The organism is Acinetobacter sp. Li1LvA2 (genome assembly GCF_056156705.1).
This window is the reverse complement of the sequence record NZ_JBSICF010000010.1, coordinates 1-19,667: the sequence shown is the minus strand read 5'-3', so window position 1 is coordinate 19,667 and position 19,667 is coordinate 1. Positions and strand designations below refer to the sequence as shown.

General features: G+C 38.9%; 18 protein-coding genes and 1 pseudogene. 13 read left to right on the top strand and 6 right to left on the bottom strand.

What is annotated here, in order from left to right; genetic code table 11:
• Positions 1-28: 28 nt before the first annotated feature.
• From ACS604_RS16690 to ACS604_RS16680, 3 genes are all read left to right on the top strand, one after another.
• Positions 29-1,348, top strand: a complete 1,320-nt coding sequence (locus tag ACS604_RS16690; protein WP_004793683.1) for an adenylosuccinate synthase — start codon at positions 29-31, stop codon at positions 1,346-1,348.
• 123 nt (positions 1,349-1,471) lie between these two features.
• Complete coding sequence (locus tag ACS604_RS16685; RefSeq protein WP_004793680.1) at positions 1,472-1,789, top strand: hypothetical protein; 318 nt, start codon at positions 1,472-1,474, stop codon at positions 1,787-1,789.
• A 117-nt stretch (positions 1,790-1,906) separates the two neighbouring features.
• Positions 1,907-2,689 carry a M48 family metallopeptidase gene (locus tag ACS604_RS16680; RefSeq protein ID WP_174759382.1) on the top strand — a complete coding sequence of 261 codons (783 nt, stop codon included), beginning with the start codon at positions 1,907-1,909 and terminating at the stop codon, positions 2,687-2,689.
• A 55-nt stretch (positions 2,690-2,744) separates the two neighbouring features.
• Here ACS604_RS16680 and ACS604_RS16675 read toward each other — a convergent pair whose 3' ends face one another.
• Positions 2,745-3,794, bottom strand: a complete 1,050-nt coding sequence (locus tag ACS604_RS16675; protein ID WP_474772299.1) for an NADP(H)-dependent aldo-keto reductase — start codon at positions 3,792-3,794, stop codon at positions 2,745-2,747.
• Positions 3,795-3,953: 159 nt separating this feature from the next.
• Positions 3,954-4,661: a cAMP-activated global transcriptional regulator CRP gene (gene crp / locus ACS604_RS16670; RefSeq protein ID WP_004793675.1), complete on the bottom strand. Its 708-nt coding sequence runs from the start codon at positions 4,659-4,661 to the stop codon at positions 3,954-3,956.
• Between the two features lie 241 nt (positions 4,662-4,902).
• On the opposite strand from crp, the pseudogene ACS604_RS16665 reads away from it, so the two are divergent.
• The 3 genes and pseudogenes from ACS604_RS16665 to ACS604_RS16655 all read left to right on the top strand — a co-directional run.
• Positions 4,903-4,965: pseudogene (locus ACS604_RS16665) on the top strand (hypothetical protein); the annotation flags it as partial.
• A gap of 135 nt (positions 4,966-5,100) precedes the next feature.
• On the top strand, positions 5,101-5,523 hold the full coding sequence (locus tag ACS604_RS16660) for an OsmC family protein (protein ID WP_004793672.1): 423 nt from the start codon (positions 5,101-5,103) through the stop codon (positions 5,521-5,523).
• A gap of 94 nt (positions 5,524-5,617) precedes the next feature.
• A complete protein-coding gene (locus tag ACS604_RS16655) occupies positions 5,618-6,043 on the top strand; it encodes a GNAT family N-acetyltransferase (protein WP_174742058.1) in 426 nt (141 codons plus the stop codon).
• Here the strand turns inward: ACS604_RS16655 and ACS604_RS16650 are convergent.
• Positions 6,040-6,849: a M23 family metallopeptidase gene (locus ACS604_RS16650; RefSeq protein WP_151963556.1), complete on the bottom strand. Its 810-nt coding sequence runs from the start codon at positions 6,847-6,849 to the stop codon at positions 6,040-6,042. The two genes, ACS604_RS16655 and ACS604_RS16650, sit on opposite strands and share 4 nt — an antisense overlap.
• 300 nt (positions 6,850-7,149) lie before the next feature.
• Here ACS604_RS16650 and clpB point away from each other — a divergent pair, with 300 nt between their 5' ends.
• Positions 7,150-9,729, top strand: coding sequence for an ATP-dependent chaperone ClpB (gene clpB, locus ACS604_RS16645; RefSeq protein ID WP_151963557.1), 2,580 nt, complete (start codon positions 7,150-7,152; stop codon positions 9,727-9,729).
• A 50-nt stretch (positions 9,730-9,779) separates the two neighbouring features.
• On the opposite strand, the gene ACS604_RS16640 is transcribed toward clpB, so the two are convergent.
• Positions 9,780-10,274, bottom strand: a complete 495-nt coding sequence (locus ACS604_RS16640) for a CinA family protein (RefSeq protein WP_174760018.1) — start codon at positions 10,272-10,274, stop codon at positions 9,780-9,782.
• Between the two features lie 269 nt (positions 10,275-10,543).
• Here ACS604_RS16640 and ACS604_RS16635 point away from each other — a divergent pair, with 269 nt between their 5' ends.
• Complete coding sequence (locus ACS604_RS16635; protein WP_174742089.1) at positions 10,544-10,960, top strand: hypothetical protein; 417 nt, start codon at positions 10,544-10,546, stop codon at positions 10,958-10,960.
• Positions 10,961-10,978: 18 nt separating this feature from the next.
• On the opposite strand, the gene rlmKL is transcribed toward ACS604_RS16635, so the two are convergent.
• Positions 10,979-13,189 carry a bifunctional 23S rRNA (guanine(2069)-N(7))-methyltransferase RlmK/23S rRNA (guanine(2445)-N(2))-methyltransferase RlmL gene (rlmKL, locus tag ACS604_RS16630; RefSeq protein ID WP_474772298.1) on the bottom strand — a complete coding sequence of 737 codons (2,211 nt, stop codon included), beginning with the start codon at positions 13,187-13,189 and terminating at the stop codon, positions 10,979-10,981.
• Between the two features lie 239 nt (positions 13,190-13,428).
• On the opposite strand from rlmKL, the gene ACS604_RS16625 reads away from it, so the two are divergent.
• From ACS604_RS16625 to ACS604_RS16605, 5 genes are all read left to right on the top strand, one after another.
• Positions 13,429-13,773 carry a hypothetical protein gene (locus ACS604_RS16625; RefSeq protein WP_474772296.1) on the top strand — a complete coding sequence of 115 codons (345 nt, stop codon included), beginning with the start codon at positions 13,429-13,431 and terminating at the stop codon, positions 13,771-13,773.
• A 122-nt stretch (positions 13,774-13,895) separates the two neighbouring features.
• On the top strand, positions 13,896-14,912 hold the full coding sequence (locus ACS604_RS16620) for an aspartate carbamoyltransferase catalytic subunit (RefSeq protein WP_003652674.1): 1,017 nt from the start codon (positions 13,896-13,898) through the stop codon (positions 14,910-14,912).
• 12 nt (positions 14,913-14,924) lie between these two features.
• On the top strand, positions 14,925-16,160 hold the full coding sequence (locus tag ACS604_RS16615; protein WP_474772295.1) for a dihydroorotase: 1,236 nt from the start codon (positions 14,925-14,927) through the stop codon (positions 16,158-16,160).
• A 213-nt stretch (positions 16,161-16,373) separates the two neighbouring features.
• On the top strand, positions 16,374-17,795 hold the full coding sequence (locus ACS604_RS16610; RefSeq protein ID WP_474772294.1) for an OmpA family protein: 1,422 nt from the start codon (positions 16,374-16,376) through the stop codon (positions 17,793-17,795).
• A 93-nt stretch (positions 17,796-17,888) separates the two neighbouring features.
• Complete coding sequence (locus ACS604_RS16605; protein WP_474772293.1) at positions 17,889-18,668, top strand: Rossmann-like and DUF2520 domain-containing protein; 780 nt, start codon at positions 17,889-17,891, stop codon at positions 18,666-18,668.
• A 14-nt stretch (positions 18,669-18,682) separates the two neighbouring features.
• On the opposite strand, the gene ACS604_RS16600 is transcribed toward ACS604_RS16605, so the two are convergent.
• Positions 18,683-19,309, bottom strand: a complete 627-nt coding sequence (locus ACS604_RS16600; protein ID WP_474772292.1) for a glutathione S-transferase family protein — start codon at positions 19,307-19,309, stop codon at positions 18,683-18,685.
• Between the last annotated feature and the right edge of the window lie 358 nt (positions 19,310-19,667).

Here is a 19,667-nt window from a genome sequence, read left to right as displayed (position 1 = left end):
TTTAACAGCATGATGTAATGAGGCTATTATGGGCAAGAATGTTGTGGTACTTGGTACCCAATGGGGCGACGAAGGTAAAGGTAAAATCGTCGACCTGCTCACAGATCAGGCGGCTGCGGTAGTACGTTATCAAGGCGGACATAACGCAGGTCATACTCTTGTCGTAGGTGGTAAAAAGACTGTATTGCACCTCATTCCATCAGGTATTTTACGTGAAAACGTATTGTGCTTAATTGGTAATGGCGTGGTGCTTTCACCAGCAGCATTAATTGAAGAAATGGGAATTTTGGAAGCTGAAGGTGTTCCTGTTAAAGAACGCCTACGTATTTCTCCAAACTGTCCACTTATTTTGCCTAACCACATTGCACTTGATCAGGCACGTGAAAAGAAACGTGGTAATGCTAAAATCGGTACTACAGGTCGTGGTATTGGTCCTGCTTACGAAGATAAAGTAGCTCGCCGTGCAGTGCGAGTTGCTGACCTTGTTCGTGGTGGCGCGGCATTAGAAGAAAAACTCCAAGAAATGCTTGAGTTACATAACTTCCAATTAACTCAGTTCTACGGTGTAGAAGCTGTTAAATTTGAAGATGTATTGGCTCTTTGCAACCAATGGCGTGAAGTTCTTGCTCCATTAGTAGTTGATGTTACTAAAGTGTTGCATGACTATCGCAAAGAAGGTAAGGCTGTAATGTTTGAAGGAGCTCAAGGCTCACTTCTAGATATTGACCATGGTACTTATCCATACGTTACAAGTTCAAATACAACTGCTGGTGGCGTAAGCTCTGGTTCAGGTATGGGACCTTTACATCTTGATTATGTATTAGGTATTACTAAAGCTTATACAACACGTGTAGGTGCTGGCCCATTCCCAACTGAATTGGTTTACGATGCAGCAGCTGATGCTGGTGACCCAGTGGGTAAACACCTTGGTACAGTTGGTCATGAATTTGGTGCTTCTACTGGTCGTCAACGTCGCTGTGGTTGGTTTGATGCTGAAATTCTTCGCCGTTCTGTAGATGTAAACTCACTTTCTGGTATTTGCTTAACTAAACTAGACGTTCTAGATGGTTTAGAAGAAGTAAAAATCTGTGTGGGCTATGAAAATACAGATTCAGGCTGTGTAGGTTCTTCTGATGCGGTTTCTTTTGAATGCTTGAAACCAATTTATGAAACTATGCCAGGTTGGAGCGAGTCGACTGTTGGTTTAACCAGTATTGATCAATTACCAGCAAATGCTTTAGCTTATGTGAAGCGTATTGAACAATTAATCGAATGTCCGATTGATATCGTTTCAACTGGTCCAGACCGTGCAGAAACAATTGTTTTACGTCATCCATTCTCTGCTTAATTAGCAAAGATTAAAAAGGCCTCCTAAAAGGGGGCTTTTTTATACCCGACTAAAGTGCAGTTTTCGTTTTGCTTAATTCAGATTAAAACCTTATATACATAGATGAGGGATGAGGGGCTCAGGATGAAGCTGCAACCGACTATTTCAAAAACAATTTTCTATTCGTTTTTATTTGCTATTGGTGGATCTCCAACGCTGGCTATGCTGGTCATTTATGGACAAACATATCATGAAGATTTCTTTATGACTGCTTTTATGAGCTTGTCAGTTTTGTTCGCATGTGTGTTAATTCCTGTTGTACTCATACAAAATAGCTATTTACTCTGGAAAAGGGAAAGTCCTAATCTTGAAGAGAAAGTTAAAACCTTAAGTCATGTTTATCTTGGCTTAAATGTAATATGTTTGATTTTTTGGATTTATTTGATGACTTTATCGACTTGATCGTTACATAAATACTATGATCATGAAGGAATGAGACATTCAAAGCATAAGCGGGATTTCTTATAATAAGTGCAAAAGAATAAACAGCTTTTTTAACGAATTAGGTGATCCATGTTGATGAATAAAAAACTCTTTTTAAGCTTGTGTGCAGCAAGTGTGATGACCATTTCTGGCTGTGCAACAGTAGCGGACATGGCAGGTGCAGATACAGCAACCTTAAATGCTCAATCTGCTCAAGGTTTTAATAAGATGGTGCAGGAAGCACGTGGTAAGGGTGCTCTCGATACAAGTTCTAGTACATATAACCGTATTAATGCTGTATTTAACCGTTTAAAACCATATGCGAACCAGATGAATCAGACTGGTCAGCCATTTAGCTGGCAGTTAGCGGTGTTGAAATCAGATACCATTAATGCTTATGTTGCACCTGGTGGTAAAGTGGTGTTCTATACAGGTATTGTGAATAAATTGAACCTGACAGATGCTGAAATTGCAGCTGTTATGGGGCATGAAATGACTCACGCCTTAGAAGAGCATGCGAAAAGTAAAATTGGTGCTCAAGCTTTAACTGATTTAGCATTAAATATTGGCTTAAGTCAGATTAATGGTGGTAATGTGGGGCAACTAGGGTCGGCTGCGGCTCAGTTAGGTTCACAAGTGGGTGTAGGCTTGCCATATTCTCGTAGCTTGGAAAGTCGTGCTGACCAAGGCGGCTTAATGCTAATGGCACGTGCAGGTTATAATCCAAATGCAGCGATTACACTTTGGGAAAAAATGAATAAACTTGAAGGTGGCGGTGGTTCATCATTCTTGTCTACTCACCCATCTAACTCTCAGCGTATTGGGGATATGCGTAAAAACTTACCTGCAGCAATGGCAGTTTATAATAGCCGTAGATAAGTTATAAAACTCTTTATAGATTAAGAAAACGGATGCTTCAGCATCCGTTTTTTGTTTATGGGGCAGGGTTGGGTTGTTGGGTGTGAATAGCTTTAATACCTTCTAAAACTTCACTAGATAATTCAATTTCAAATGCCTGAATATTTTCTTTAAGTTGATCTAGGTTGGTTGCTCCAATAATGGTACTGGTCACAAAGAATTGTTGTTTAATAAATGCTAATGCCATTTGAGTTAAGCTTAGTCCATGTTTCTCTGCTAGCTGTGCATATTGCTCAGTTGCCCATTCGCTTTGAGGGTTACTATAGCGGCTAAAACGAGGAAATAATGTGACACGAGCATTAGCAGGACGAGCACCATTTCTAAACTTGCCAGAGAGATAGCCAAAAGCAAGAGGAGAGTAGGCAAGTAAGCCAACATCTTCATATTTCGCAATTTCAGACATACCTATTTCATAGGTGCGGTTGAGTAGACTATATGGATTTTGAACACTTACAAACTTACTGACACCTAACTTTTCAGCCAAATGTAAAAATTTCATCGTGCCCCACGGCGTTTCATTCGATAAACCAATATAGCGAATGCGCCCTCGGTTAATCTCTTCTTGTAGAGCAAGTAATGTTTCTTCTAGAGGGGTGGTGTCGTAATCATTTTGTGCTTGTTGGTTGCCATAGGCTAGCGTACCGAAAAAGTTGGTGTGACGTTCAGGCCAGTGCAGTTGATAAAGGTCGATATAGTCGGTTTGGAGACGTTTCAGGGAGCCATCTAGGGCTTTAGCAATATGATCGCTGTTGAAGCGCGTATGGCCTTCTCTGATGTGTGTTCCTCCAAAGCCAGGTCCTGCAATTTTAGAAGCAAGAAAGACTTTGTCACGTTGACCATTTTGGGCAAACCAATTGCCAATAATTGTTTCAGTTGCACCATAGGTTTCAGGTTTTGGCGGAACCGAATACATCTCTGCCGTATCCCAAAAATATAAACCGTGTGCCAAAGCATAATTGAGTTGTTCAAATGCTTCTTGCTGAGAGTTTTGCTCACCAAATGTCATGGTGCCTAAACAAATTTCTGGAAGCTTGAGGCCTGTGCGACTAAGTGGGTTAAATTGCATACAGCGGAATCCTTGGAAATTTTGAGTTAGCCTAACGGAGAATATGTATTCAACTTAAATCATAAAATTAGAATAGTTTGTAAGTTTTGTGTATTAACTCATTGTTGCATATAAAAAAAGCAAACCGAAGTTTGCTTTTTATTAAAAATTTAATAAATATTATTCTTCATCATCATAGTCTTCATCAGAAACAGGTGCTTCTTCTAATGAAACATCAAAAATAAGAATAGCTTTACCGTCTGTCTGGATCATGCCTTGATCTTCTAAGGTTTTGAGTACACGGCCAACCATCTCACGTGAACATCCCACAATACGGCCAATTTCTTGACGAGTAATACGAATTTGACGACCGTTTGGCAAAATCATTGCTTCTGGCTGTGAAGATAAGTCAATTAAACAACGTGCAATACGCCCAGATACATCAATAAACGCAAGATCTGTCATTTTACGAGTTGTATTTTTTAGACGGCGAACAAGTTGTGCAAAAACAGCATAACTTAAGTCCGGATATTGTTTGCTAAGTTCGTGGAAGTTGTCATAAGAAATTTCTGCAATTTCACATACATCACGCGTACGAACTTCAGCTGTACGTTGCGGGTTCGGTTCGAAAAGCCCCATTTCCCCAAAGAAGTCGCCCGGATTCAAATATGCGACAACAATTTCACGTTCGTCATCTTCACGTAAAATAATTGAAACTGAGCCTTTTAAAATTAAATATAAAGATTTCGACTCTGTTCCTGCATCAACAATTGTGGTTCGTTTTGGATATCTGTTGATGTGAGCACGTTTTAACAATGCTTTAACGGATTCAGGTAGTTGCCCCGGAGATAAAGCATCTGTGCTGAGTTGTGAAAAATTTGAAGTCATGCTTAATATGTTCCGAATAGGGTAAACAATTCACACAAGCCCGAGATGAGCTATTACACAGAAGAGATGAAATTCCTTATCAACTCATTTTATGTTAGTGTACAAAACAAGGGTCTGTTGACATTTCACAGATGGTTGCGACATAAGACAATTCTTTTAGACGTTACCAAGCAAGAGCTATGAAATTTAGCCATTCTAAATAAATAGATCTTAACAACGGAACGTACAAAATAACATGGTCTTGCGCTGTGCCTGCGCTGCTTAAATGGCAACTCAGATTATGGCTGAAATTTCACAAACTATATAACAAAACTGGACAAAGGATTGCCATTGTCTGGGTTTTGCGTCTTATTTGGATTAATTTTTAGCTCTAACGCAATCCATAGATGAAATGTCAACAGACCCTGCTTAAATTTATAATTTTTTTTAGGTAGTTGCAATGCAAACAAGTGTACATTGGCTAGAGAATGTTGCTTTTGAAGCGAAATCGGATAGTGGGCATAGTGTCATTATGGATGGCTCACCTGAGTATGGTGGTGAAAACCGTGGTCCACGTCCTATGGAATTGCTATTAATGGGACTTGGTGGGTGTGCTTCGTTTGATATTGTGACCATTTTAAAAAAATCTCGCCAAGATGTGACGAATGTTGTATGTAGTTTAAAAGCTGAGCGCGCTGACACAATTCCAGCTGTTTTTACTAAAATCCACTTACACTTTGTGGTAACAGGTAAAGCTGTTAAAGAAAAACAGGTTGCAAAAGCGGTTGAATTGTCTGCCGAAAAATATTGTTCAGCGAGTAAAATGCTTTCCGATGGTGGTGTAGAAATCACCCATGACTTTGAAATTATTGAAGCGGAATAAGACAGTTTTTTGATAGCTAAAAATTAAAAGAAGCTGACATTAGAGTTGGCTTTTTTATTGTCAAAAATAATTAAAAAATAAGATGAGGGATGAAATGAATATTCGTACTGCTAAATGGAACGATACTCAAGCAATATGCGATTTACTTAAACAGATGGGCTACCCACAGCCACTCACGCTTATCCAAGAAAAATTTGAAATATTAAATAACGACTCTAACTCACAAATTTTGGTTGCTGAAGAAAATGGCAAGATTTGTGGTTTTTTATCTCTTTATTTTATTCCGCAAATTGCCTTAGAGGGTGACTTTGCCAAAATATGCTATCTATGCGTTGATGAGAATATACGTAGTAAAGGTGTAGGGCACTTACTCATACAAGAAGCTGAGCAACAAGCCAAGCACCGTGGTTGTGATCGAATGGAACTTCATTCTGGAGTACAAAGACCTTTGGCACATCAATTTTACCTAAGAGAAGGCTATATCGAAGCACCAAAGTATTTTCGTAAAGCCTTAAATTAACGAGCTGTATTTAGAAAAAGCTGCGGATCTACCCGAGCATTATTAAGGCTCATGCCCCAATGCAGATGAGGACCTGTCACGCGTCCAGTTTTGCCCACTAAACCTAGTGTTTCTCCTTGGCGAATATGTTGACCTTTTTCTACTTTAATTGCGCTTAAATGGCAGAACATGCTGACTAGGCCTTGGCCATGATCAATCAACACAGTTTGACCATTAAAAAAATAAGATCCGGTTTGGATAACGACACCATCTGCTGGTGCAACAACTTTTTGTCCTACTGGTGCAGGGATATCTAACCCTGAGTGAGGAGCGCGCTCTTCACCATTAAAAAAGCGTTTTCTTCCAAAAGAATTGGAAAACTTCCCTGAAGTTGGGCGTATAAATGCTGGTAAGGTTTGCCATGAACTCTTTGTAAATGAGCTATAAACATCATTTTGTTCTTTAGCTTCTTGAGCATAGCGGTCTAACTGGCTTTGGTTCGGGTTCACATAATCTTGGTTAGTGACTTTAATCCGTTGCTCCGCATAAGGATAAGACTTAATTTCTATTTGAATAGGGGTTTTATTCGTATCGAGTTGTACACTACCAAGTGGGGTAGATAACGGAATACCCACAACAGCATAACGTTGCTGACCTTCCTGGCTAATTAAAACTGGCTTTTGTTGAAAGGTAACCTGAGTAATATCGCTAGTTAGGGGAATAATTGCAATCCCACCGGGTCTTCTTGAGTCTTGTGGAAGCTCGGCGATTGCCAGTGCCGAAGTAAAAAGACAAGTTGTTGTTAATAGAATGTGTTTAAAGTGCATTTTTCATTTCAAAACGAGTAGTAAACTAGCAAGATAAACTAAAGCTTAATCATTAAATTCTCAATGAAGAGTTTGTGAAAAGCGTAGTATGAATAAGCATGAAGCTAAATATTCAAGTATTTTAATAAAATGTAGCTGAACTGTACTTGAAATATATACAAAACAATCCCATATTATAATGGAGTTTTACTCGTTGTTATTTTAATAACATTATGAAAAATATATATAAATTTATTTGAAATCCGAAAAAGTGTTCCCATCTATTAGACAAGTACAAATTTGTTGTGAGGAATAACAAGAATGCGTTTTGAAAAATTTACAAACCGCTTGCAGCAAGCCCTTTCAGATGCTCAATCTTTAGCGATGGGTAAAGACCACACCGCGATAGCAGGTATTCATATTTTGAGTACCCTCTTAGAAGAGCCATCAAATATTAGTTTGTTGCAACAAGCAGGTGCACGGTTACCTGAACTTAAACAAAAGCTTGAGCAAGCTATAAAAGATGCTCCGACCATTGCGAATCCGACTGGGGATGTCAATTTAAACCCTGAAGCTGTTAAGGCGCTTAATCTGGCAGATAGATATGCGCAAAAGGCGGGTGATGAATTTTTGTCAACTGATTGGGTGCTATTAGGCTTAGCAGAGACAGGCGAAACTAAAAATATTTTAAGTGCCGTAGGTGTAACTCCCGACAGTCTACGTAAAGTAATTGAACATATTCGAGGTAGTGACAAAGTCATGAGTAATAATCACGAAGATCAACGTGACTCACTTAATAAATATACGATTGATTTAACTGAGCGTGCTTTATCTGGAAAACTTGATCCGGTGATTGGGCGTGATGACGAAATCCGCCGTACCATTCAAGTTTTATCACGTCGTACAAAAAACAACCCTGTTCTTATTGGTGAACCGGGTGTAGGTAAAACAGCTATTGTTGAAGGTTTGGCTCAGCGTATTGTCAATGGTGAAGTGCCAGAAGGCTTAAAAAGCAAACGTGTTTTATCTTTAGATTTAGGTTCATTACTTGCTGGTGCTAAATATCGTGGTGAGTTTGAAGAACGTTTAAAAGCTGTTTTAAAAGATTTGGCAAAACACGAAGGCGAAATCATCCTGTTTATTGACGAGCTGCATACGCTTGTAGGCGCAGGTAAAGGTGATGGCGCTATGGATGCAGGTAATATGTTAAAACCTGCATTAGCTCGTGGTGAATTACGCTGTGTGGGTGCAACAACTTTAGATGAATATCGCCAATATATTGAAAAAGATGCTGCATTAGAGCGTCGTTTCCAAAAAGTGTTGGTTGATGAACCAAGTGTTGAAGATACCATTGCGATTTTACGTGGTCTAAAAGAGAAATATGCCACTCACCATGGTGTGCAAATTTTAGACTCAGCGATTATTGCCGCGGCAAAAATGTCTCATCGCTATATTACTGATCGTCAATTACCAGACAAAGCAATTGACTTGATTGATGAAGCGGCTTCTCGTATTAAGATGGAAATTGACTCTAAACCTGAAGCACTTGATAAACTTGATCGCCGTTTAATCCAGTTGAAAATGCAATTGGAAGCTGTGAAAAAAGATGAAGATGTCGGCAGTAAAGCTGAAGTTAATCATCTTGAAAAACAGATTGCTGAAGTCGAGAAAGAATACAACGATCTTGAAGAAATCTGGAAATCTGAGAAGACTCTTGTCGAGGGTACTAAACAGGCTCAGGTTGAACTTGATAAAGCGCGTATTGCTTTTGAGAAAGCTCAGCGTGAAGGTGATTTGGCTGAAGCAGCACGTTTACAGTATGGCGTAATTCCAGAGTTGCAAAAACAACTGGAGCAAGACGAAGTTGCTGAAGAAAACGAAGAGCCAAAACTCATTCGTACTAAAGTGACTGAAAATGAAATTGCCGAAGTTGTGAGTGCCGCAACAGGAATTCCGGTTGCTAAAATGATGCAAGGCGAGCGTGAAAAACTCCTTAATATGGAAGAGTTTTTACATGACCGAGTTGTAGGGCAAGATGAAGCTGTCGTTGCTGTGTCTAACGCAGTTCGTCGTTCACGTGCAGGCTTGTCTGATCCGAATCGCCCAAGTGGTTCATTCTTGTTCTTAGGTCCAACAGGTGTTGGTAAAACTGAGTTGACCAAAGCTCTGGCGAACTTCTTGTTTGACAGTGATGATGCCATGATTCGTATCGACATGAGTGAATTCATGGAGAAACATTCGGTTAGTCGTTTAGTGGGTGCACCTCCAGGATATGTGGGTTATGAAGAAGGCGGTGTTTTAACTGAAGCTGTTCGCCGTAAGCCATATAGTGTGGTGTTGTTTGATGAGGTTGAAAAAGCGCATCCAGATGTATTCAATATCTTGCTACAAGTGTTGGATGACGGTCGCTTAACAGACTCACAAGGCCGAGTAGTGGACTTTAAAAACACTGTGATTGTGATGACTTCGAACTTAGGTTCACAAGATGTACGTGAGCTAGGTGAGGGTGCAACAGACGATGAAGTGCGTACTATTGTAATGAATGCGGTAACTCAGCATTTCCGTCCGGAATTTATTAACCGGATTGATGAATTGGTGATTTTCCATTCACTCAAAAAAGCACAAATTCGAGGCATTGCCGATATTCAGTTGGATCGATTACGTTCACGTCTGGTTGATCGTGATATGAGTTTAACTGTAGATGACACTGCTTTTGATTTATTGATTGATGCTGGTTTCGATCCTGTTTATGGCGCGCGTCCATTAAAACGTGCGATTCAACAACAGATTGAAAATACATTGGCTCAAAAAATCTTGTCGGGTGATTTTGTCGCAGGTGATACCATTTTAGTAAAAGGTGAAAATGGTCATTTAGTCTTCGATAAAATGAAACTCAGCTAATCTTGTTCTGCTAAAACCGAAAAGAGAATATGGAAACATATTCTCTTTTTTTATGGCGAAGCTATTTGGGTTTTTGGTGTGAGTAAAGCAATGAGGGTGTCTGAAACTTTCTGAGTTAATGTCTTTAACTTTTGTTCGGGATGGCCAGATAAAAAATAATGGTAATGATAAATACATTCTTGATAAGAAATGCAGATAAAAAAGGTACCTACGGGTTTTTCTGAGGTTTCACTTCCTCCAGATTTTAATAGCCCAGTACAACTTACAATAATATCGGCTTTTGGAAATAATGTTTGTCCCCGCTTGCACATTTCCTCTGTAACTTGTGGTGACTCTGCTGTGTAAGTCTCTATTAACTTTGGATTAACTTTTAAGATACTAATTTTAATGCTGGGGTCATAACTTACTAAACCACCCAGTAAAATGTCTGCTCCACTATTTTTATGAATAGAAAATTGACTGGTTAAATAACCAGAACTGGCACTTTCAATAAAGGCAATTTTGAGTTGACGATTTTCTAATAGTTGGCAGCAGTGCTGAAGCATTATTTCACCTCGAATGGTGTTTATTTATAAATAAAATCAATTTACAGATAAATTATAAAATTACAGTAAGTGATTTAAGGGTGTCATTCAAGTCTGGGATAAAAATCTATAAAACTGCTTGAATATTCACAAAATGCCTGTGAAAAAAATCAGGTTTTAAAATGATCAATGTTAATGGTCGGGAAGTTTATTTATAACATTGCGACATGCTTAAAAAATTGTTAATTTTGTTTGATATAACAAACAATAACAATTTTAGGATGAAGGAAATGAACAATAAACAAGGATATATGCTGGGAATTTTGAGCTGTGTATCTGTATTATTATCAACTACATGGGCAGCACAACCAATGTCGGAAAGTGCGCTTGCAACTCAAACAGGAGCGATAACTGCATCTTTACCCGTGATTATTGCCAAAGCTCAGGACGATGCCAAAAAGCCTGCGAGAGAACAACAACAAGTACAGCAGGCGTTAGGAGATAACTATTTACAGCAAGTTCGATGGAATGCGCTTAGAACCAGCGTACTTTCTCCGTATCAAGAACAAAAACAGAATCATGTTGTTGATAGCAAAGAAAAGAAGAAGTTAGAAATGATTGCGTTACCGGAAAGAGCAGACCGTTTTACTAAATATGATTTTGAGTCAAAAAATGTTCATGGTGAGGTTATTATTACCGTGAAGTAATAATAACCTCTAGTCTCATTAATACTGATCTAGACCAGGGTGCTGAATTTTCCATGCACGGTGGATTTTTTGATTACGTTTAAAATCAAGGCCGATGGTTTCAGAAGTAATTTCTTCAACCTGAAAAATAGCTTCGATCTCTTCGTCCATTTCAAAACCGCGATAGTTATTCGAGAAGTAGAGCGTACCTTCACTGTGTAAACGGTTCATTGCGCGTTTAATAAGCGAGATGTGGTCACGTTGTACATCGAATGTACCATAGAATTTTTTCGAGTTTGAGAATGTCGGCGGGTCAATAAAAATAAGATCGTATTGTTCATGACCTTCTTTTAACCACTCAAAACAGTCGCTGGCAAAGAACATGTGTTGTTCATCTGCATGATCTACAGTTAAGCCATTTAAAACAAAGTTTTCTTTTGACCAGTTTAGGTAAGTGTTAGATAAATCCACACTTGTTGTACTAGCAGCACCGCCAAGCGCAGCATGTAAGCTTGCAGTAGACGTATAGCTATATAAGTTCAAGAAGTGTTTACCACGTGCTTCTTGAGCAATACGTAAACGCATTTGACGATGGTCAAGGAATAAACCCGTGTCTAGATAATCAGTCAGGTTAACTAAAATTTTAGCTTTACCTTCTTGAACGATAAAACGTTTTGAAGCTGTACTTTGCTTTGTATATTGAGTTGTACCCGTTTGGCGTGCACGTGTCTTAATAAAGATGGCATCACGGTTTAAGCCAGTAACAGCACGAATTGCAGCAAGCGCTAAATTAAAACGTTTTTTAGCTTTTTCTGGATCGATTGTTTTTGGTGGTGCATATTCCTGAACGTGTAAACGGTCACCATATAAGTCAACAGCGACATTAAAGTCAGGTAAGTCTGCATCATACAAACGTAAACAATAAACATTTTCTTTCGTTGCCCATTTTTTCAAGGCAGTCATATTTTTTTGCAAACGGTTAGCGAAGTCTTGAGCTTCTTCCATTTCAATAGGTTGAGCTTGCCAAGTTGCTAAAAATGGTTGAGTTACTTTTTCAGGTTTGATTACACCGAAACGAATATAAATTGGCAACTTACCATTCATTAAGCGTAAGGTTTCAGGCGCTTCAAATGCTAGAACATCAGATTGTTCAATTTGAGCTGCAATAACTGCTGCATATTGATTTGGGAAATGTTTTTGTAAAAGCGCTGATAAACCTAAGTATAGAGAACGGTTTGAAGCTTTTTCACCTAAACGTTCACCATAAGGCGGGTTAGTGACAATAAATGCAGTTTTGCCTTCAGCAGCAAAATCTGGCCAGTCAGCTAAAGTGCGCTCTTCGATTTGAATCTGTCCTAATAAATTTTCAAAGCCTGCTGCAATAATATTTTCACGGGTTGCTTTAATTGCTTCCCAATCTGCATCGTAGGCATAAAATTTAGGTAAAGTTAATTGAAGTGCCTTTTCGTGACGTTCTGCTGCTTCTGCTTTAAGTGAAAGCCAAAGGTCGCGGTCATGACCATGCCAGCCATTAAATCCAAAACGGCGAACAAGTCCCGGTGCACGGTCAGTTAAAATCATTAATGCTTCAATGATGAATGTGCCTGAACCACACATTGGGTCAAGTACAATCTCTGGATTACGCTGTTTGAGCTGAGCTTTTTGTAAAATTGCCGCAGCAAGGTTTTCTTTAATTGGTGCATCTGTCATGTAACGGCGGTAACCACGCTTATGGAGCGAATCACCTGATAAATCTAGACAGTAGGTATGTTCAGTTTTACCTGCCAAAGCATATATCGTAATTTCTGGTTGTTTGGTGTCAATGCTAGGACGGCGACCTACAGCTTCCATAAAGGAATCAACAACACCATCTTTTACACGAAGTGTAGCAAATTGTGAATTGACCATGATTTCACGTTCTGCATGCAAGCGAATTGCAAAGGTACTTTGTGGTGCAAAAACAAGTGACCAGTCAAAGCTCATTGCACCTTCGTAGAGTTCTTCTGCGACATCACGTGCATCATGCGTAAAATCAAGTTCATAAGTATGAATAGGAAGTAAAACACGAGACGCGAGACGCGACCACATACAGATGCGGTAAGCTTGTTCAAGCGTTCCTTCAATGATTAAACGTCCTGCTTTACGTTCTGTCACTTTGGTGCCAAGTTGTTCTATTTCTTCTTGTAAGAGGGGTTCTAAACCATCAGCACAAGTAATCCAATAGTGGTTTAAACGTAAAGAGGTATTCATAAACTCGATTGACCAAAACATATAAATATTAACGATGCAAAGTTTAACTTATTTTGATGTCTAAAGGTTTTTAAATTATTGCAACCTTTCATTTAGCAACCAATAAACTGATTTTTAAAGAGTAATACCTTGTAATTGGTATGTATTTTGCTAGACCAAGATAATTGATGGTTATTTATTTAAGAGACAAAGTCGATTTTTAACCATTTTTATAATTTTAATGGATGGGGACGTTATAAATGAAAGACATGATGGGGAATGGTTTTATTGCTAATGCGGATGCTTTCTCAGTGGCCACACAAATATATGTACGTATGCGTCGGGTAACAGGGCGGGTAATAGATGCAATGTATGTGATTCAAAATAAAGATTATGCAAAATATGTAATTACGGTGGCGTTAGAAACAGAGGATGATGAATTAAAACGATGTGTTGAGCGATTAAGATCATTAGTTGAAACACTGCCAGAACCTTCTCAAAAAGAAACGCTCCCTGTTGTTAAGAGCGATGAAGAGCCAGAAATAACAGCTGAAGACATTTATCGGGCACAAGTTCCACATCATTATATTGGTGCCTTAAGGTAATCTCGAATAAGACCTTAAATTTTGGTCAATTTAGGGTCTTATTCTGTAAAGTTCTTCTGCGAAAAGAGCGGAATTCAGCTACACTATGCACGTTTTCGCGATTCGACCCATAGGAATCCATTATGCATATTGCAGCGTTGCATCAGCCGAGCCAGGTTCAGCTCAATCAGGACGGAAATTTAAAACATTTTTTAACAATTGAGGGACTTTCAAAAGAAAACCTCACGAAGATTTTAGATACCGCACAAAGCTTTTTAGATGATAATAATAATTTAATTAATCGTCCGCTCTTAGAAGGGTTGACGGTGATGAATCTTTTTTTTGAAAACTCCACCCGTACCCGTACTACTTTTGAAGCAGCAGCAAAACGCTTGTCTGCCAATGTATTGAATATTGATATTGCACGTTCAAGTACATCAAAAGGTGAAACGCTACGAGATACGCTTTGGAACCTTGAAGCAATGGCTGCCGATATTTTTGTTGTACGCCATTCATCTTCGGGCGCTGCACATTTCATTGCTAAAGATGTATGTCCAAAGGTCGCGATTATTAATGCTGGAGATGGACGTCATGCTCATCCAACGCAAGCGATGCTTGATATGCTTACGATTCGCCGTGAAACAAAGAAACCTTTTGAAGAGTTGAGTGTTGCTATTATTGGAGACATCAAACACTCTCGCGTAGCACGCTCGGATGTGGCTGCTCTGCAAACATTGGGCTGTAAAGATATTCGTGTGATTGCACCGAATACATTATTGCCAGTGGGCTTTTCAGAATATGGTGAACACGTTCGTTTATTCAACAATATGGATGCAGGGATCGCAGATTGTGATGTGATTATTGCCCTACGTATTCAAAATGAGCGTATTGACTCTCCAGCATTATCTTCGCAGTCTGAATTCTACAGAATGTATGGTTTAAACAAAGAGCGTCTAGGTCTAGCTAAACCGGACTGTATCGTGATGCATCCGGGACCAATGAATCGTGGTGTAGAAATTGACTCAAGTGTTGCAGATGGAGACCAGTCGGTTATTTTGAAACAAGTAACCAATGGTATTGCTGTTCGTATGGCCGTATTGGCGTTATCAATGCAAGGCCAACTCCAAGAGCAAGGTTTAATTGAAGCGATTACGTTGTAAGGAATGGATCACATGAGTATTGTAAAAATTGAAAATGTACGTGTGTTAGACCCAGTCCAAAAAACAGACAGCGTACAAACTGTATATATTCAAAATGGCAAGTTGGTTGCTCCACTAGAGCAAGTTGAACAAACCATTGATGGACAAGGTAAATGGTTAATGCCAACCATGGTTGATTTGTGCGCACGTTTACGTGAACCTGGTCAACAGCAACACGGTACACTTAAATCTGAAGGTAAGGCCGCACGTGCTAATGGTATTTTGCATGTGATTACTCCACCAGACTCAAAACCGATTGTACAAGACAACGGTGCGCTTATTCATGGCTTGATTGAAAAGGCATGGCTTGATGGCGGCATTCATATGCATATTATCGGTGCTCAAACCCAAGGTCTAAATGGTAAACAACCAGCAAATATGGCGGGCCTAAAAAAGGGTGGTTGTACTGCTGTTTCAAATGCCAACGCTGCTTTTGAAAATGATGATGTGGTTATTCGTACTTTGGAATATGCAGCGGGTCTTGGCTTAACGGTTGTGTTCTATGCTGAAGAACCACAAATTGCTAAAGATGGATGTACACACGAAGGCTTTATTGCTTCTCGCCAAGGTCTGCCGATGATTCCGGCGCTTGCTGAAACTGTAGCGATTGCAAAATATTTGCTTATGATTGAAGCAACTGGCGTAAAAGCTCACTTTGGTTTGTTGTCTTGTGGTGCATCGGTTGAATTAATTCGTGCAGCAAAAGCAAAAGGCTTGCCTGTAACTGCTGACGTTGCAATGCATCAGTTACATTTAACTGAACACTTAATTGACGGTTTCAATTCACTTGCACACGTTCGCCCACCATTACGTTCTGAGCAAGATAAAGAACTTTTACGTCAAGGATTAAAAGAAGGCGTAATTGATGCAATTTGTACGCACCATGAACCTTTAAGCAGTTCGGCAAAAATGGCGCCATTTGCTGAAACTCAGCCGGGTATTACCGCTTTTGATACTTATGTCTCTTTAGGCGTTCAACTCATTAATGAGGGTTTATTTGAACCTTTAGAATGGGTTGCTAAAGTTACGAGTGTTCCAGCACAGGTTGCGAATATGACCTCGCGTTGGGAAGATGAAGCTGGATGGGTGTTGGTAGATCCTGAATTAAGCTGGACAGTAAGCAAAGACACTATTTTATCGCAAGGAAAAAATACCCCATTGTTGGGTCAAACCTTGACGGGTAAAGTACTTCAAACTTTTGCTAACTGATAAAGTGATTAGTTAAAGTAAATTTAAAATATAAACAGGTAGATCAATATGATCTGCCTGTTTTGTAAATACTAGATGGAAAATTGTATATAAATTATATAAAAAACAACAAAAGATTGAAGGAAGATTAGAATAAAAAACTATCAGCAAAGAGAAGTATTTGAATAATCAAAAATTGCTGGTTACGACGTATAAGATTCGGGAGAATAACCAATGTCGATAAACCCTATAGAATTGCTTAAAGAAAAAGTATCTTCAATATTATTAAATGAACAGGATGGATACCTAGGCGAAAAATCGAATGCTTTATCTAAGTTTTATCCAATTTTACTTTCATTATTAGCTGCTAAACCTGATCTTATCGGACAATTGAAAAACAGTTTGGCTCCTTCCTTATCAGACCTTTTTTCTCATAATGACCAAATCAAAAATACTGTACTTACCCATTTAAGTGGCACAGCACCAAATAATGAAATTGAAAGCACGCTCAACAGTGCAATTAAACCCAGCCTTAATGCAATTTCAGATGTTGCCGGAAATGACCAGCAAAGTATTGTGAATTACTTGCGCCAGCATGCAGATACTATTCGTTCATATTTACCAGCATGGGCAGTGGGTTTATTAGCTCCGCTAGGACTTGGTGCAGGTTTATCTTCAGTTCCACATGCAACTTCAGCAGCCCCGCCATTAGCTGCAGCAACTGAAAATACAGGTAAGTCTCGTGGGTTCTTACCGATTATTGCCCTCATTATTTTGGGTCTGATCATTGCTTGGTTATGGCGTTCTTGTCAGCATAAAGAAGCGGTACCAGCACCAGAACCGACGGCTGCAAGTGGTGTGGAAGCTGCAGCGGCACCAGCTAGTTTAACTTTAAGCACTGATGATAAAGGTGCAGTGAGTCAGTGTCAGGCAGGTATTGGTGATCAAGGCTTCTTGGCTACTTTACAAACTCAAGTGAAACAAGTGCTTTCAGCAACTAAAGACTGTGATGTTGATACAAGCCAGACCCATGCAGCTTCATTCACAGATAAAGATGCACTTGCTGGTGTGTTAGGTGCATTAAAAGGTGTGCCAAATGCATCTCTAGAATGGGTGGGCGACAAAATTACTTTGAAAGCGGGTGATGCGGCAGCATTAGAAGCTTTAACTGCAAAAGTAAAAGCATTGGTGCCACATACTGAGGTTGTTGGTACAGCACCAGTAACAGCTGAGCAATCTGTAAGTAATAGCTTAACTGCTTCACAAACTGCTCTAGGCTCAATTGACCCGAACAATGTTGATGTAAACGCTTTGGTGAAAGCACTTAACTTGCAAATTATCAATTTTGCGAGTGGTTCAAGTGACATCCCAGCAGATAACAAAGCCATTCTTGACCAAGCTGCAACACTTTTAAATAAAGTGACTAGCGTCAAATTAAATGTGGGTGGTCATACCGACTCAACAGGTAACGCTGCTGCAAATAAAGCTTTGTCTCAACGCCGTGCTCAAGCAGTGGTAGATTATTTAAAATCTAAAGGTGTAGATGCTTCTAAATTAGTTGCAGAAGGCCATGGTTCTGATCAGCCAGTTGCAGAAAACACGACAGAAGAAGGTCGCTTTAAAAACCGTCGTATTGAGTTTTCAGTAGCCCAATAATAGACTGATTTATGAAAAATTAGTTATTTTAATTTGAAAAAAGCTTCTCATTTTGAGAAGCTTTTTTATTGAGACAAATAATATTGGATTGATATGAAAATCAGTTTGGTGGGAAGTGGGCGAGTTGCCTTTCATTTGGCAAAGGCTTTATGGGGCCAAGGTCATAATATCGTACAAGTCTATGCGCGTGATTTTGATAAAACCCAAAAATTTGCAGAGAAAATTCAAGCAAAAGCATGCCAATCTCTTCAACAATTCCAATCAACCGATCTTATCATTCTAGCGATTTCAGATAGTGCAATTGCAGAGCTTGTAAAACAAGTTCATGAATTTTTTCCTGACACACTTATTGTTCACACTTCGGGTAGTACTGATATTGAAGTCATCAATCATGTACATGAAAAAGCAGGGGTATTTTACCCATTACAAACATTTAGTTTAGAAAGAGATGTTGATTGGTCTGCAACGCCGTTATTTGTTGAAGCAATAACAGATGTCGATCAGGAGCTACTTTCAGATTTAGCAAATAGCCTAAGTAACCGAGTATATCAATACACTTCAAAACAACGTTTAACTTTACACTTAGCGGCTGTGTTCGCTTGTAATTTTAGTAATTACTGTTTTGATATGGCAAAACAGGTTGTAGATAAAGAGCAGGTGGACTTTAGCTTGCTCTATCCTTTAATTTTGGAAACAGCTAAAAAAGCGACTGAGAATGATCCAAAGCAAATGCAAACTGGGCCTGCGGTAAGGGGAGATCATAATATCTTGGCAATGCATCAAGACTTATTGGCTAAAGCAAATCGAGATGATTTAAAACAGGTGTATCAACTTTTAAGTGATGGCATTTTGAAGCGCCATCACTCAGCTTAAAGCTTATTTTAAAATTAAGGTTCGCCGTTATTGCCCCATTTTAAGAAGCCAGCACACTGATTTAACAGTTCAAAATATTGGTCGACATGCTTAAGCGTTGGATGGTTAAAAGGAGTGGCTTTCCAGCGCTGTACAGATAGACCAATTGGAATATCGGCTAAGCTAAATTGTGAGCCTGCAACATAGGCCTGAGTTTTTGCGAGTTGTTGATCAAGAATCTGCATATGATGATTCCAGTTATCAATACCTTGTTTTAATAAGTTTGGATCTTGATGATCTGGTGAATGTCTAAGCAGGGACATAATCGTATAAGTCCAACTGTTATTCAGCTCAATCGCTTGCCAATCAATCCACTGGTCAACAAAGAATCTTTCTTTTGCTTGAGTAGGATAAAGCTGCTGCTCTTTATCGTAAGCATTGGCCAGATAACGGATAATGCTGTTGGATTGCCAAAGGACTAAATCACCATCTAAAACTACAGGAATTTGTCCATTTGGGTTTAATTGCAAATATTCAGGTGATTGTGCCGAGCGAAAGCCTCGTCCCCAGTCTTCTCTTTCATATTTAAGATCTAGTTCTTCACACAACCATAAGACTTTGCGAACATTAATAGAGTTATCGCGCCCTAAAATTTTTAACATGTGTTGTCCTTAGCAATTTTTAGTATGGCAAGTACCAGTTTCTATAAATAGCTAGATTTGGCTCGATTGGCAATCATCAATTGGATAATGTGTTCCGATTTATCTTTATTATTAGTAAAAAAATAATCTTAAAACTTCTATTTTTGATTGCTACGTTAAATTATATTTTTTCACTAATTGAAGAACAGTGGTCTTAAGTTAAATGGAAGTTTACTCTTTTAATGAGTGAGTTCGGATGTGAATTTTAGAAAAATAAATTATGTATATTGAATACATAGTAAAAAAAACTGAAGCTATATTAATATCTTTTTTATAAAAAATATTTGTCAAATACACTATAAAAAAATATATTAAGTAT

Excerpts from the sequence above, each read along its gene's own strand:
- ACS604_RS16605 (WP_474772293.1), top strand. The coding sequence starts at position 17,889 with ATGAAAATCAGTTTGGTGGGAAGTGGGCGAGTTGCCTTTCATTTGGCA.
- ACS604_RS16635 (WP_174742089.1), top strand. The coding sequence starts at position 10,544 with ATGAACAATAAACAAGGATATATGCTGGGAATTTTGAGCTGTGTATCT.
- ACS604_RS16640 (WP_174760018.1), bottom strand. The coding sequence starts at position 10,274 with ATGCTTCAGCACTGCTGCCAACTATTAGAAAATCGTCAACTCAAAATT.
- ACS604_RS16615 (WP_474772295.1), top strand. The coding sequence starts at position 14,925 with ATGAGTATTGTAAAAATTGAAAATGTACGTGTGTTAGACCCAGTCCAA.
- crp (WP_004793675.1), bottom strand. The coding sequence starts at position 4,661 with ATGACTTCAAATTTTTCACAACTCAGCACAGATGCTTTATCTCCGGGG.
- ACS604_RS16625 (WP_474772296.1), top strand. The coding sequence starts at position 13,429 with ATGAAAGACATGATGGGGAATGGTTTTATTGCTAATGCGGATGCTTTC.
- rlmKL (WP_474772298.1), bottom strand. The coding sequence starts at position 13,189 with ATGAATACCTCTTTACGTTTAAACCACTATTGGATTACTTGTGCTGAT.
- ACS604_RS16655 (WP_174742058.1), top strand. The coding sequence starts at position 5,618 with ATGAATATTCGTACTGCTAAATGGAACGATACTCAAGCAATATGCGAT.
- ACS604_RS16685 (WP_004793680.1), top strand. The coding sequence starts at position 1,472 with ATGAAGCTGCAACCGACTATTTCAAAAACAATTTTCTATTCGTTTTTA.
- clpB (WP_151963557.1), top strand. The coding sequence starts at position 7,150 with ATGCGTTTTGAAAAATTTACAAACCGCTTGCAGCAAGCCCTTTCAGAT.
- ACS604_RS16620 (WP_003652674.1), top strand. The coding sequence starts at position 13,896 with ATGCATATTGCAGCGTTGCATCAGCCGAGCCAGGTTCAGCTCAATCAG.
- ACS604_RS16675 (WP_474772299.1), bottom strand. The coding sequence starts at position 3,794 with ATGCAATTTAACCCACTTAGTCGCACAGGCCTCAAGCTTCCAGAAATT.
- ACS604_RS16600 (WP_474772292.1), bottom strand. The coding sequence starts at position 19,309 with ATGTTAAAAATTTTAGGGCGCGATAACTCTATTAATGTTCGCAAAGTC.
- ACS604_RS16690 (WP_004793683.1), top strand. The coding sequence starts at position 29 with ATGGGCAAGAATGTTGTGGTACTTGGTACCCAATGGGGCGACGAAGGT.
- ACS604_RS16650 (WP_151963556.1), bottom strand. The coding sequence starts at position 6,849 with ATGCACTTTAAACACATTCTATTAACAACAACTTGTCTTTTTACTTCG.
- ACS604_RS16610 (WP_474772294.1), top strand. The coding sequence starts at position 16,374 with ATGTCGATAAACCCTATAGAATTGCTTAAAGAAAAAGTATCTTCAATA.
- ACS604_RS16680 (WP_174759382.1), top strand. The coding sequence starts at position 1,907 with ATGAATAAAAAACTCTTTTTAAGCTTGTGTGCAGCAAGTGTGATGACC.
- ACS604_RS16660 (WP_004793672.1), top strand. The coding sequence starts at position 5,101 with ATGCAAACAAGTGTACATTGGCTAGAGAATGTTGCTTTTGAAGCGAAA.